Genomic DNA, 13,049 nt, shown 5'->3' with positions numbered 1-13,049 from the left:
CCGTACCCCCGCGCCCCCGAACGGCACGGCCCGCCCGGGCTCTTTCGTTCTCTCCAACAGTCATGTCTTCAACGATTTCGTTGAACCCACCCCGGAGACTTTCGCCGCCGAAGCCCACCCCACCCAGGCCATCGGCGCGAGAACCCTCAACCCCCGGTTCAATCTCCTCGCTCGCCCAAATAGGCGCCGGGGACGAACTCGCCCGCATTGATCTCTAGCCTCGGACTGGCGGGGCGGTCGGGGGCCGGATCCGCCGGTTCGGTGTTTCTGCTGCAAGGACAGGGTCCTGGTTCGTCCGGATCTGTACCATCTGGCTGGTGCTCGGACTGTCCCCTCGTTCGCCGATCATCCTGCCGTGGGCCACGCTCGCGCTCGCGGGACGGTTCGTGCTGCCGCTCGCGCTCTGGTTCACCGTCGGGGAGTTGCTGCGCTTCGGGGTCCTGGAGGGCGGTTACCGGCTCAGCGTGATCAAGGGGCCGATGGCGAACGTGGCGCCGCTGGTCACGGTCAGCCTGCTGGTGATGATCTCGCTGGCGATCACGGTGGTGATGGTGCACTGCGTCCGCGAGGGGCTGGCGGTGGTGCACGCGCGGGAGGCGGACGGGGATCTCACGCCCTGGGCGGTCGGCAACGACGAGCCGGTGACGGGCGCGATCAGCCGGGCGGTGCTGCCGTTCGTGATCTTCTACCTGGCCTGGGGGATGCAGGGCGAGGACGCCCGGGACTTCGCGAACCTGGCGCAGAGCCGGGGGTTCGCCGAGGAGGGATTCGAGGGGAACACCAAGGGCCTGGGCATGCTGATCCAGCTGGAGAAGCATCTGGCGCTGGCGATCGGGCTCACCGTCGCGTTCCTGGGCCTCAAGCTGCTCGCGGAATGGCTGCTGCGGCACCGGCTGCCGGGGGCGGGCGGCATGCTGCTGGCGTTCTTCGAGGTCAACTTCGCGCTGTTCGGACTCTTCACGATCGACGAGCTGCGCAAGGCGGCCGGGGACTGGGTGACCGCCCGGAAGGCCTGGCAGGCGCTGACGGAGACGGCCGGGCCCGTACTGGAGCTGTGGCCCGCGCTCCGGTACGCGGTGCTCGGCGGGCTCATCTGGCTGGTGGTCGCCGGGGTGATCCTGGGCCTGGACGCCGGCGACGAGCAGGTCGTGCTCGGCCGCGGCCGCGCCGGCCGGCGGCTGGCCCGGGCCGGCGGCATCGAGCGCCACAACAGCCCCCGCGAGGTTCTCACCCGCGGTATCCGCGACCTGTGGCTCCCCGCCTGGTACGGGCTGCGCCTGGTACGCCGGTCCGGGCTGGTGCCGTTCGGGGCGTTCTGCGCGCTGTTCATGGGGCTGCACGTGCTCGAGAACGTGGCCGCGCGGCAGGTGTACGAGCTGGTCGGCGCGCACCCGCTGGACTGGTGGCTGCCCCGCCAGTCGCTGGTCGGGTTCGGCACGGGCCTGGTCTTCGAGATCCTGCGGATCTGCCTGCTGGCCGCCACGTTCAACCTCGTGATGACCAGGGTCAACGTGCGAAACGCAGCGAAGGCAATGGCCCATGGGGATGCAGGTACCGCGGCGGCCGGATCTCCAACATCACCGAATCCGTCTTGGAACGCGGTAGCGCGACCTTGACGGTCAGCTTCGTCGCGATGCCTCCGCGCGGGGGCGTCGCGAGGGAGCCCGAGGCCGTCCATGCGTGCCCTTCGGAGTCGGCGACGCTGTATTTGAGCCCGTACAGCCCCTTGGCGCTCGCGTCGTCCAGCGGCTTGACGGCCAGGGTCAGCTGCAGCACGGCCACCTCGGGCTCCTGACCGGGAGGGGGTCCGCCGACCGCCTGTCCGTGCAGCCGCCACTTCACGTTCCGCCAGGTCGCGACCGTCGTACGGGGCACGACGGTCTGCTTCTCCGGCGGGTCGACGACCTTGGCGGCGAGGTCGGCGTCCACGTTCCAGCGCAGGACCAGCAGGATGGGCAGCAGCGTCAGCAGCGCCATGCACTCCAGGAACCGCCGGTCCCGTGGTCCCATGACCGGTACCGGGGTGGGGTCGGGCCGCGTCCGCTCGAACGGGTCCTCTTCCGAGGGCTCCGGGGGCTTCGGGGGCTCTGCGGGCGTGTACGCATGCCGTCCGGTCATGGTCTCCCCCCGCGCAGGTCGTACGCCTCGGCCGCCGCCTCGACCTTGGCGTCGGTGAGGCCCAGGTCGACCTCGACGGCGGACGACAGCTGGGGAAGCAGCCCGCCCGTACCGACCACGAGCTTGGCTCCGGCGGCGGCCTGCTGTGGGAGCTCGAAGACATGCGCGGACTTGGTCCAGATCATCGGCTGGAACTCGGGGATCGAGGCGGAGCTCGTCCCGAGCCGCGGGGCCGGGCGGAAGCTGTACCCGCCGGGCGTCTCCAGCACGATCGACTGGAGCTTGATCGGCTCCTTCTGGCTCGATGCCCGGAACCGGACGATGAGGAAGATCCCTTCGGTCCGCTCGGGATTCCCGAGCGTGGAGGAGAGCGAACGGGCGGCGTCCACGCGTTCCACCCGGAGGCGGAAGTCGGGGGTCGTGACGACCGCGCCGATCTCGCCGCCGGTACGGATCGGCTCCAGTTCCTTGGCCCGCACGTCGGGACGCAGCGTGTACAGCCACATCGCGGTGGCCAGCAGCGCCGTTCCGGTGATGCCGGCGCCGCCCCGTACGAGAATCGCCTGGACGTTCATGACTGCGCCACCGTCAGCGTCAGGCGTCCGGCCATCTTGTCGCCCTTGGTGTCCAGCCGCCAGCGGTACGTGGAGTCGGTGAAGCCGGGCTCGTAGGCCCACCTGCGCAGCCCCACGGTGAACTGCCGGGGCGCGTCGGTCGGGCCCGCCTTCCACATGACCGACGCCTCCACCGGAAGGCCCGGCTGGATGACGGAGGTCTTGGATCCCGCGACCAGGCCCTCGGCATCGTCCGGCTTGACCCACTTGCCGGCCTTCGTCCGCGCGGCCACGCCCCCTGACAGCCCGCTCCCGCTGAGCGAGGCGGTGTCGTTCCCGGTGTTGACCACGCGCATCCGCACGACGATGTAGCGCTCCTTGCCCGGTCCGAAGGCGTTCCTCGCCGCGATCCGCGCGTCCCGTACGGTCACCTTGAACCGGCCCTGGTCGATCTCCTCGCCCGCCTGCTTGACCGGCTGCGGCGGCGTCTCCGCGAGGCCGCCCGTGACGCCGAGCACGGCCAGCAGCACCGCGACGACGCCCACCACCGCCAGTGGCACGACGAAGCGCCTCCGGGAGCGGCCTGGGGAAGGCAGGCTCGGCGGGGGCGGCTGGAATGTCGGGGAGGGGGCGTGCACCAGCCAGATGGTAACGCCCGTCTTACTGGAGGTTCGGGCGAACCGTGACAAATGTCTGCAACAGCCACCGCGTCCCACCCGGGTCCGCCACGATCGGTCACTAGGCTCCTGCGCACTGGAACCATCACGGAGGGGAAGGCCGGCTTGACCGAGTTCTCAAGTGCGGATCTGGACCGGGTACTGGCCGAGGCCCGCGAAGCGCTGGCCCTTCCTCCCGAGGATCTGGGTGAGCGCCTGGTCGCGGCGGTGAACGCGGCCCTGGACGAGCTGCGTGACCAGCCGAGGGCGGCTCCGGAGGCCGCCGGCGACACGGCCGCCGACGACACCGCCGAGCGGGGGCTGCGGCAGATGGAGCAGATCACCGAGGCGATCAACGACGCGCTCAGCAAGATCGGGGGCGACCGGTGACCGGCGGCTCCGGGTCGCCGCGATCCCTTAGAGTCGTGGTGCCGTTCCCGAGGCTTCAGGAGAGTTAAGAGCATGCGCGTAGCGGGACTCGTGGCCGGTGCTGGTTGCGTCGTGCTGGCCACGGCGTTCGCACCCCCGGTGGCGGCGGCGCCGATGGCGGCGCCGGTGCAGTGCAATCCGGCCCAAGGACAGCCGGCCGCCCAGATCACGCAGGAGCCGTGGCCGCAGCGGCGGCTGGACTTCCAGGAGGCGTGGAAGGTCACCCGCGGCGAGGGCGTGACCGTCGCGGTGGTCGACAGCGGGATCAGTGCCAAGCATCCGCAGCTGGCGGGACGGGTCGTGGCCGAGTTCGACGCCACCAAGACCACCGCGAACGACTGCTTCCAGCACGGGACCGAGGTGGCGGGCATCATCGCCGCCGCCGACCGGCGGCAGTCCCACGGGGTCCCGTTCGTCGGGGTGGCACCGAGGGCCAAGCTCGTGAACGCCAAGTTCACCGCGGGCGAGAGCACCAACGACAACACGCTGCTGCCCAAGGCGATCCAGTGGGCCGCCGACCGCGCCCAGGTCATCAACGTCTCGGTGTCCGCGCCCGACACCCCGGCGCTGCGCAAGGCGGTGCGGTACGCCCAGCAGAAGGACGCGCTGATCGTGGCCGCGGCCGGCAACGTGACCGACGAGCAGAAGGGGCAGGAGCAGAAGGCCTACCCCGCCAGCTACCAGGGCGTGCTCTCGGTCGCCGCCGCCGACGAGAACGGCACCATCGCCGACTTCTCCAACCTCAAGACGCGCGTCGACGTCTCCGCTCCGGGCGAAGGGATCATCTCCACGGGTCCCACCGGCTACATCGGCGGGCTGGGCGGCACCAGTTTCGGCGCCCCGTACGCCTCCGGAGTCGCCGCGCTGGTCCGCTCCCGGCACAAGGACCTGACCTACGAGCAGGTCATCCAGCGGATCAAGGCCACCGCCGAGGGCGGCAACGGCGGTGGCAGCGGCAACGGCATGATCAGCCCGATGCAGGCGGTCACCGGCCTGGTGCAGCCCGGGCAGCAGGGCGCCACCCGCCAGGCGGCCGGGCCGATCGACATCGGCGGCGAGCCCCCCGAGGACGGCCGTACCCGTGGCATCGCCGCCGGCATCGCGGGCGGGACGGTCCTGCTCGCCGTGCTCGTCGCGTTCGGCGGAGCGGTCATCCCGCTGGGGCGGCGGCGCGGCTGGCGGCCGGGCCGTACCCGAGTCGTGAACGGCGACCAAGACTAGCGCGACCAGCCGAAACGCCCCGCTGACAGAAACGCCCCACCAGCGGAAACGAGAGAGGGCCTCCGCCGGGATCGTGTCCCGGTGGAGGCCCTCTCCGATGTCGCGCGGGGTCAGCCGCCCTCGGTGCCCCCGTTCTGGTCTCCCACGAAGGCCGTCTGGATCAGCCGCTTGCCGGTACGCCGGTCGACGAACGTCCCGCGGCCCTGCGGCAGCGGCCTGGGCCGTACGTCGCCGAACAGCGCGCCCTCGTCCTTGGAGCCGGACATCACCAGCGCCGGGCTGGCCATGTCCTTCAGCCGCTGGATCACCGGGTCGAACATGGCGCGGCCCGCGCCGCCCATCGACCGCGACAGGATCACGTGCAGGCCGATGTCGCGGGCCTGCGGCAGCAGCTCGGCGATCTGCGCGATCGGGTTGCCCGACGGGGTGGCCACCAGGTCGTAGTCGTCGATGACCAGGTAGAGGTCCGAGCCCGTCCACCAGGACCGGTTGCGCAGCTGCTCGGGGGTCAGGTCGGACGGTGGCAGCCGGGCCACCAGCGCCCCGTTGATGTCCTTGAGCAGCCCGTTGGCCGCGGTGGACGAGGCGGCGTAGCCGATCACGTGCTCGCCCTCGGCCACGTCGAGCAGGGCGCGGCGGTAGTCGACCATGATCAGGCGCGCCTCGTTCGGGGTGTTCCGCGCCTTGATCGACTGGACGAGCAGCTGCATCAGGTTGGACTTGCCGCACTCGTTGTCGCCGACGACGACGAAGTGCGGGTCGTTCTCCAGGTTGAGCAGCACCGGCGAGAGGGTGTCCTCGTCGATCCCGATCGGGATGCGCTTGCCCGTCTCGGACGCCTGCGGCAGCTGAGCCGCGGGCAGCACGTCGGGCAGCATCCGTACCGGCGGAGCGCCCGGCCGGCCGCCCCAGCCAGCCTTGACCGTCTCGACCACCTGGCGCATGCCGTCGGCCAGGTCGTCGGTCGTGCTGCGGCCGTCGAGCCGTGGCAGCGAGATCAGGAAGTGCAGGCTCTCGCGGCTCAGCCCGCGGCCGGGGCGGCCCTCCGGCACGTTCACCGCCATCTTGCGGTTGATCTCCGACTCGTACGGGTCACCGAGCTTGAGCTCCAGCCGGGTCCCGAACAGGTCGCGGATCGTGGTGCGGAACTCCGACCACTTGTTGGTGGCCGCGATGATGTGGATGCCGAAGCCCAGGCCGCGCCCGGCCAGGTCGGTGATGGTGGACTCGACCTGCTCGAACTCCGAGCGTACGGTCAGCCAGTTGTCGACCACCAGGAAGACGTCGCCGAACCCGTCGCCGGTGATCTCCCCGGCCGCCCGCATCCGCCGGTACGCCGCGATGCCCTCGATGCCGCGCTCGGCGAAGTACCGTTCGCGGGCCTCCATCAGCGCGGACACCTCGGCGACCGTACGGCGGACCCGGTCGGGGTCGAGCCGGGTGGCCACGCCGCCGACGTGCGGCAGCCCCTCCAGGGCGGCCAGCGCGCCGCCGCCGAAGTCCAGGCAGTAGAACTGGATCTCCTGCGGCGTGTGCATGAGCGACAGCGAGGCGATCAGCGTGCGCAGCGCGGTCGACTTGCCGCTCTGCGGCTGGCCCGCGACGCCGACATGCCCGGCGGCACCGGACAGGTCGAGCCACATCGGGTCGCGCCGCTGGTCGAACGGGCGGTCGACGATGCCCGCGAACGCGTGCAGCCGGCCCCGGCCGTCCCAGCCGGCGGTGGTGAAGCCGAACTCCTCGGTCTGCTGGAGCCCGGGCAGCACCTGGTCGAGCGTGCCCGGCTGGTCGAGCGGCGGCAGCCAGATCGGGTGCGGGTCCGGACCGGCGTTGACGAGCCGGCTCACGACCAGGTCGAACAGGCTGATCTTCGGGCCGCTCTCCTCGGCCGGTGCCTGCTGCTGTTGCTGTCCCTGCGGCTGCTCGATCGCCTGCGGCCGGATGTAGTCGGGGCCGAACGCGACGATCTGCGGCGGAGCCGTCCGCTGGACGTTGCCGTTCTGCGGGCCCTGAGCGCTGTCGGGCTCCGGCTCGTACGGGCCCGAGACGTACGCCGCCCGGAAGCGGGTCATCGTCTCGGTGCCGACCTTCAGGTAGCCGTGGCCGGGCGCCTGCGGCAGCTCGTACGCGTCGGGGACGCCCAGCACCACGCGCGACTCGGCCGCCGAGAACGTCCGGAGGCCGATCCGGTACGACAGGTGGGTGTCCAGGCCGCGCAGCTTGCCCTCCTCCAGGCGCTGCGAGGCCAGCAGCAGGTGGACGCCGAGCGACCGGCCCAGCCGGCCGATCATGACGAACAGCTCGGCGAAGTCGGGCTTGGCCGACAGCAGCTCGGAGAACTCGTCCAGCACGATGAACAGGGTCGGCATCGGCTTGAGCGGCGCGCCCTGCTCGCGGGCCTTCTCGTAGTCGCGCAGCGAGGCGTAGTTGCCCGCGGCCCGCAGCCACTCCTGGCGGCGGACCATCTCGCCGTGCAGCGCGTCGTACATCCGGTCGACCAGCGGCAGCTCGTCCTCCAGGTTCGTGATGATCGCCGAGACGTGCTTGAGCCCGTCCATGCCGAGGAACGTCGCGCCGCCCTTGAAGTCGACGAGGACGAAGTTCAGCGTCTCCGACGAGTGGGTCATCACCAGGCCGAGCACGAGCGTACGGAGGAACTCCGACTTACCGGCACCGGTCGCGCCGATGCACAGCCCGTGCGGGCCGAAGCCGCCCTGCGCGGCCTCCTTGATGTCGAGCTCGACCGGGCGGCCGTCGGGGTCCACGCCGACCGGGACCCGCATCCGGTTGCGCGGTGCCCGCGGCTGCCAGGCCGTACGCGGCTCCAGCGCGCGGGGGTCGCCCACGTTCATCAGGGCGGTCAGCGTCGTGGACGCCGACAGCACGTCCATCTCCTCACCGCCGCCGCCCGCGCTGGCGCTGGCGCGCAGCGGGGCCAGCTGCCGGGCCAGGCCGTCGGCCTGGATGACGGTGAGCTGGTCGGCCCTGCCGAGCATGGTCGGCAGGTCCTTGCCGGTACGGTCCCGGCGCAGCATCGCCATCTTGTCGGCGGCGACCCGCAGCCGCAGCATCGTGTTGTCGGCCGTCGGGTTCACCGAGCCGCTGACGTCGATGACGCAGACGCCCTCGATGCCGTCCGCGCCGATCTGCGAGTCCGGCGTCACCTGGCCGCCGTCCACGACGATGATGTGGTACGGCAGGTCGTTGGGCGACAGCCCGGGGGTGAAGCGCGGCCGGTCCTTGAGCTCGGCCGCCAGCATCGCCTCCAGCATGGACAGGCTCGGCGCGATCAGCCGGACCGGGCCCGCGGCGTCGTTCTCGGTGGGATGCATCGCGTGCGGCAGCCACTTGACCCAGTCCCACTGCGGCAGCGCCTCGCGGGACGCGCAGATCGAGACCCGGACGTCGTCGGGGGAGTGGAACGTCGCCAGCTGGACGATCATCGCCCGCACCATGCCGCGGATCACGTCCTGATCGCCGATCGGCATGATCCGGGCGAACGACGGCATGGACGCCGCGATCGGCAGGTTCGGCACCGTGGAGTGCGCCCGGACGAACCGGCGCAGCGCGCCCGCCGTCATCGGCTCCAGGTCCTCGATCGGCTTGGTCTCCGGCGGGATCACCTGCACGGCCAGCTTCTGCGGGCCCGACCCGATCCGGATGTTGCCGAAGTCCTTGTCGGTGGGCCGCCGCTCCCAGAGCCGGGCGCTCATCACCAGCGACCACAGCGACTCCGGCGGCGGGCTGTTCCACTCCAGCGCCTCGCGCTGCTGCTCGGCGGCCCGGCGGACCTTGCGCCTGGCCTGGCCGAGATAGCGGTAGTAGTCGCGGCGCTCGCCGTTCAGCTGGAACTTGCGCTCGCCCGACCCGCGGCCCATCTGGCCGACCATCATGACGCCCATGGCGATCGCCATGCCGCCACTGCTGATCATCATCATCGGGTTCTTGGTGCCGCCGCCCAGCAGCATCAGCCCCATCATCACCGGCATGATCATCATCGGGACGTACATCAGGACCTGCTGGAAGCCGCCGCTCTGGGCCTCGGGGAGCTCGGGCGGCGACTCCAGTAGGATCTCGCCCTTGGGTGTCGGCGGGGCCTGTCTGCGCTGTTGCCGCCGTACGAGGACGGTACTCACGTGGGGGTTCCTCCGGGGGGCCTCATAGACCGTTCTGCTGGACGGTTCGGCGATTCGGGCACGCCACATGCGTATCAGAATGAATCTAGCGGTTGATTTCGCATGATCGGAGCGAACATTCTAGGCTCCGCGCTGTGACTGCCCGGAGTCACCTTCAGGGAGGACTGGACCACTCGTGAACTCGCCGGCTGCCCCCCCGCTGTGCAGGGTGACGATCGTCGCGCCGCGACGCCGTGTCGACCTGTCCATGCCGACCGATGTGCCACTGTCGTACATGCTCCCCACGCTGCTGCGCGCCGCGGGCGAGAACCTCGCCGACGCGGGCCTGGCCCACTCCGGCTGGGTCCTGCAGCGGCTGGACGACGCCCCGTTCGACCCGGCGCGCGACCTGGCGACGCTGGCCGTGCGGGACGGGGAGATCCTCTACTTCCGGCCGCGCTCGGCCCAGCTCCCCGAGTTGGCGTTCGACGATGTGGCCGATGTCATCGCCAGCGGGATCAAGGAGCGCAACGACCGCTGGCGGCCGACCACCACCCGCTCGTTCGGGCTGGGCGTGGCCGCCGCCGCGCTGCTGGTCGGCGCCGCCGTCATCGCGCTGTCCGGTCCGCCCTGGATCGTCCCGGCGATCGCCGCGGGGATCGTGGCCCTCGTCACGGTCATCGCCGCCGGCGCCCTGTCCCGCGCGTTCGGCGACGCAGGCGCCGGGGCCGTCCTCGGGTACGCGGCGCTCCCGTACGCGTTCCTCGCCGGGCTCCTGGCCCCGGCCCGCTCGACGCTGGACATCACCGAACTCGGCGCCCCGCACATGCTGGCGGGCAGCGGGGCGCTGGCCTTCACCGCCATCATCGCGGCCTTCCTCATCGTGGACGGCCTCCCGGTCTTCCTGGGCGTGGCCGTCGCCGCGCTGTTCGGCACGATCGGCTCGGCCTTCGCCTTCTTCTTCACCGGCCTGGAACCCGCCGGGATCGCGGCCGTCGTCGCGGTCATCGCGATGGCCTTCACCGCCGCGATCCCGTCACTGGCGTTCAAGCTGGCCCGGCTCCCGCTGCCACCGATCCCCACCAACGCCGACGACCTCAGGAGCGACACCGAGACCGTCGACGGCCGCAGCGTGCTCGCCCGTACCGGCGCGGCCGACAAGTACGCGACCGGCCTGGTGGCCTGCATCGCGATCACCGCGCTGGGTGCGCTGATCTTCCTGTTCGGCGCCGGCGGCTGGGCGGCCACCGCCACCACCGCCGCGATGTCGCTGTCGCTGCTGCTGCGCTCGCGGGTCTTCCGCAGCGTCGCCCAGCGGTCCTGGCTGCTGGTCTCCGGCCTGATCGGGCTGGGGCTGCTGACCATCGGCACCGCGCTGGACCACAGCCAGGCGGTCTCGCTGGCCGCCGCGCTCGTCCCGCTGCTGCTGATCGGCGGCATCGTGGTCGGCATCGTGATGTGGCTGCCCGACCACCGGCCGACGCCGTTCTGGGGCCGGGCCGGCGACATCATCGACATGATGGTCGTCATCACGCTGATCCCGCTGGCGCTGGCCGTGCTCGACGTCTACTCCCGCGTCCGCGGGCTGGCCGGGTGAACGGCTGATGCAGAACCGCCGAGACCTCTACCAGGCGCATCGCCTGATGATGCAGCGCGTCGGGCTCGCCCTCCTGCACGGCGAACCCGACGTCGCCGAGTCCCCCATGCGCCGGCTGTCGGTCGGCGTGCTGATCGGAGTGGTGGTAGCGGTCCTGGTGGCCGGTGTGTTCGGCATCATCGGGCTCCTCAAGCCGGGCGGCGCCAAGGGCCTGGACAAGGGCGACGTGGTCATCATCGAGAAGGAGACGGGCACCAAGTACGTCTACGACACCAACTCCAGGAAGCTGCTGCCGGTGGCCAACTACGCCTCGGCGCTGCTGGCCGTCAACAAGAAGGGCACCAAGTCCCGCTCGGTGTCGCGCAACTCGCTGAAGGACTTCGAGCGCGGCCCGATGATCGGCATCTCCGGCGCCCCCGACTCGCTGCCCGACGCCAAGCAGCTGATCCGCGGCCCCTGGTCGGTCTGCGTCCGCGAGGCCGACGGCGGCAACGGCGTGCGCAGGTCGATGACCGCGCTCGCGGCCGGCAAGAAGATCGGCGGCCGTACGCTCCCGGCGGGCGAGGCCCTCGTGGTGCAGGCGGCGAACGAGAGCTGGGTCCTGTGGAAGGACCGGCGGATGAGCCTGAAGCTGCCGGCGGCCCAGATCTCCGCCCTCACCGGCGGTGCCGCGCCCGTACAGGTGGCCCCCGCCTGGCTGAACTCCATCCCGGCGACCGGCGACTTCGCGCCCCCGCAGGTACCCGGCCAGCGCGGTAAGGCGGTCGGCGGCCCCGGCAACCAGCCCGGCAGGATCGGCCAGGTCTTCAAGGCCGACACCGGCGGCGGCACCAACTGGTACGTCCTGCTCGAGGACGGCCTGTCCCAGATCTCCCAGACCCAGGCCCGGCTGCTGCTCAGCGACCCCGTGACCAAGACCGCCTACCCGGGCCGGCTGGCCGAGGCGCTCCCGACCGACCTTCCGTCCGCCACCGCGCTGCAGTCGCGTACCCGCCTCTTCAGCGACGCGCTCCCGGCGGCGATGCCCAAGTTCACGGCGTGGACCCCGACCGAGCCGCTGTGCGCGGTCTACTCCGGCGGCGCCTCGGCGACCGCCCAGCTGACCGTCGGCGGCACGCTTCCCGCACCGTCCCAGACCGCCCTCGGCGTCGGCACCTCGGGCGGCGGCGCGGCGGTCGACCAGCTGGTGCTGCCGCCCGGCGGAGCGTCATTGGTACGACTTACTCAGAGCGGCGGCCAAGCCAATACCGCGGGTGCCGCCGGGTCGTTGTCCATCATCAACGACCAAGGCATTCGATACGCCATTCCCTCGGCCGAAATTGCCGCCAATCTAGGTTATGACGCATCGAAGGCCGCTCCGGTTCCCGCGAGTGTCCTACATCTCATCCCCGCAGGTCCGGCCCTAGATCCCAAGGCGGCCACGATGCCCGTACAAAGGGCCAGTTCATGAGCATGATGGAGTGGCAGGCTGCCTAAGCGACCGGGGCCGTAGCCGGGAAGTTAGAGACCTGTGATGGCTATTTCCCTCGACAATGCGTGTGCTGCCCCCTATCGTGAGTGAGTAATTTGGGTCACCGGAGGCGTCCCCCAGCGGCCTCTCCCCGCCGAGGCGTGCGCGGCTGGTTGGTACGGGGGCATGACGGACCGCGTGATCGAACATCGCAACCGGAGGTGAACCATGGGCCAGCAGTCCGCACAGGACAGAGAGGCCATGGGCCAGGCGGCCCAGCGGATCGAACAGTCCGCCGGCATCGTCAAGGGCCTGCAGACCAAGCTGGACAGCCAGAAGTCCCAGCTGATGGGCGGCTGGCAGGGTGCGGCCGCAGGCTCGTTCGACCGGGTCTTCATGGAGTTCCAGACATCGATGGGCAAGGTGCAGCGCGAGCTGGAGGGGATGTACGAGAAGCTCGTGCAGACCAAGATCCAGTACGAGTCGACCGAGCAGGAGCAGGAGGACGCGGCCAACAAGATCGCGGGCCTGCTCAACGGCACCACCTGATCGTTCCCGACTGGATCTGACATCGGAGGATTCTGATGAGCTACACCAAGGCGAACTTCGGCGCCCTGCAGCAGGCCCAGGCGGACTTCACGCTCGCCTACCGCGCGCTGACCGATGAGCTGGACGACCTCGAGAAGAACCTCGAGAGCAAGCTGGCCCAGTGGGAGGGCGCGGCCGTGGAGGCCTACTGGATCCACAAGCGCGAGTGGGACAAGGCCGCCGCCCACATCGGCACGGTCCTCAACCAGCTGGGTATCGTCATCGGCGACGCCCACACCAACTACTCCGGCGCCGAGCAGGTGAACCGGGGTATCTGGGGAGCCTGAGCCCGCGTGCTTTGCGATGTCGTGCGGATCCCAT

Annotated in this window: 11 protein-coding genes; 7 read left to right on the top strand and 4 right to left on the bottom strand. The window is 70.8% G+C overall.

Features of this window, described 5'->3' with window-relative positions; genetic code table 11:
- Positions 1-317 precede the first annotated feature (317 nt).
- Positions 318-1,616 (top strand): hypothetical protein, encoded by a 1,299-nt coding sequence (locus ACH34Q_RS09480; protein WP_395982418.1) that lies wholly within the window; start codon positions 318-320, stop codon positions 1,614-1,616.
- Here ACH34Q_RS09480 and ACH34Q_RS09475 read toward each other — a convergent pair.
- From ACH34Q_RS09475 to ACH34Q_RS09465, 3 genes are read right to left on the bottom strand one after another with little or no spacing between them, the layout of a single operon-like run.
- Positions 1,507-2,118 carry a hypothetical protein gene (locus ACH34Q_RS09475; protein WP_395982417.1) on the bottom strand — a complete coding sequence of 204 codons (612 nt, stop codon included), beginning with the start codon at positions 2,116-2,118 and terminating at the stop codon, positions 1,507-1,509. The genes ACH34Q_RS09480 and ACH34Q_RS09475 overlap by 110 nt on opposite strands.
- On the bottom strand, positions 2,115-2,693 hold the full coding sequence (locus ACH34Q_RS09470) for a hypothetical protein (RefSeq protein WP_395982416.1): 579 nt from the start codon (positions 2,691-2,693) through the stop codon (positions 2,115-2,117). Before ACH34Q_RS09470 ends, ACH34Q_RS09475 begins: the two co-directional genes overlap by 4 nt.
- Positions 2,690-3,232: a hypothetical protein gene (locus ACH34Q_RS09465; RefSeq protein ID WP_395982415.1), complete on the bottom strand. Its 543-nt coding sequence runs from the start codon at positions 3,230-3,232 to the stop codon at positions 2,690-2,692. The genes ACH34Q_RS09470 and ACH34Q_RS09465 overlap by 4 nt, the downstream gene beginning before the upstream one ends.
- Positions 3,233-3,454: 222 nt before the next feature.
- On the opposite strand from ACH34Q_RS09465, the gene ACH34Q_RS09460 reads away from it, so the two are divergent.
- On the top strand, positions 3,455-3,718 hold the full coding sequence (locus ACH34Q_RS09460) for a hypothetical protein (RefSeq protein ID WP_395982414.1): 264 nt from the start codon (positions 3,455-3,457) through the stop codon (positions 3,716-3,718).
- Between the two features lie 72 nt (positions 3,719-3,790).
- Positions 3,791-4,978: a S8 family serine peptidase gene (locus tag ACH34Q_RS09455; RefSeq protein WP_395982413.1), complete on the top strand. Its 1,188-nt coding sequence runs from the start codon at positions 3,791-3,793 to the stop codon at positions 4,976-4,978.
- 110 nt (positions 4,979-5,088) lie between these two features.
- Here the strand turns inward: ACH34Q_RS09455 and eccCa are convergent, their stop codons facing one another.
- Positions 5,089-9,114 carry a type VII secretion protein EccCa gene (gene eccCa, locus ACH34Q_RS09450; RefSeq protein ID WP_395982412.1) on the bottom strand — a complete coding sequence of 1,342 codons (4,026 nt, stop codon included), beginning with the start codon at positions 9,112-9,114 and terminating at the stop codon, positions 5,089-5,091.
- 208 nt (positions 9,115-9,322) lie between these two features.
- Between eccCa and eccD the strand changes: the two genes are divergently transcribed.
- From eccD to ACH34Q_RS09430, 4 genes are all read left to right on the top strand, one after another.
- Positions 9,323-10,690, top strand: coding sequence for a type VII secretion integral membrane protein EccD (eccD, locus tag ACH34Q_RS09445; RefSeq protein ID WP_395982411.1), 1,368 nt, complete (start codon positions 9,323-9,325; stop codon positions 10,688-10,690).
- A 7-nt stretch (positions 10,691-10,697) separates the two neighbouring features.
- Positions 10,698-12,140, top strand: coding sequence for a type VII secretion protein EccB (gene eccB, locus ACH34Q_RS09440; protein ID WP_395982410.1), 1,443 nt, complete (start codon positions 10,698-10,700; stop codon positions 12,138-12,140).
- Between the two features lie 228 nt (positions 12,141-12,368).
- Positions 12,369-12,689 (top strand): WXG100 family type VII secretion target, encoded by a 321-nt coding sequence (locus tag ACH34Q_RS09435; protein ID WP_395982409.1) that lies wholly within the window; start codon positions 12,369-12,371, stop codon positions 12,687-12,689.
- A gap of 35 nt (positions 12,690-12,724) precedes the next feature.
- Entirely contained in the window at positions 12,725-13,015 is a 291-nt protein-coding gene (locus tag ACH34Q_RS09430) for a WXG100 family type VII secretion target (RefSeq protein WP_395982408.1), read from the top strand.
- Positions 13,016-13,049: the final 34 nt, after the last annotated feature.

It is taken from the genome of Actinomadura sp. 9N407, from assembly GCF_044326315.1.
In the GTDB taxonomy this organism is placed as follows: Bacteria; Actinomycetota; Actinomycetes; order Streptosporangiales; family Streptosporangiaceae; genus Spirillospora.
This window is presented reverse-complemented; position numbering and strand designations above follow the sequence as displayed.

Coding starts and splice junctions, on each gene's coding strand:
- ACH34Q_RS09435 (WP_395982409.1), top strand. CDS start 12,369: ATGGGCCAGCAGTCCGCACAGGACAGAGAGGCCATGGGCCAGGCGGCC.
- ACH34Q_RS09430 (WP_395982408.1), top strand. CDS start 12,725: ATGAGCTACACCAAGGCGAACTTCGGCGCCCTGCAGCAGGCCCAGGCG.
- ACH34Q_RS09455 (WP_395982413.1), top strand. CDS start 3,791: ATGCGCGTAGCGGGACTCGTGGCCGGTGCTGGTTGCGTCGTGCTGGCC.
- eccB (WP_395982410.1), top strand. CDS start 10,698: ATGCAGAACCGCCGAGACCTCTACCAGGCGCATCGCCTGATGATGCAG.
- ACH34Q_RS09475 (WP_395982417.1), bottom strand. CDS start 2,118: ATGACCGGACGGCATGCGTACACGCCCGCAGAGCCCCCGAAGCCCCCG.
- ACH34Q_RS09470 (WP_395982416.1), bottom strand. CDS start 2,693: ATGAACGTCCAGGCGATTCTCGTACGGGGCGGCGCCGGCATCACCGGA.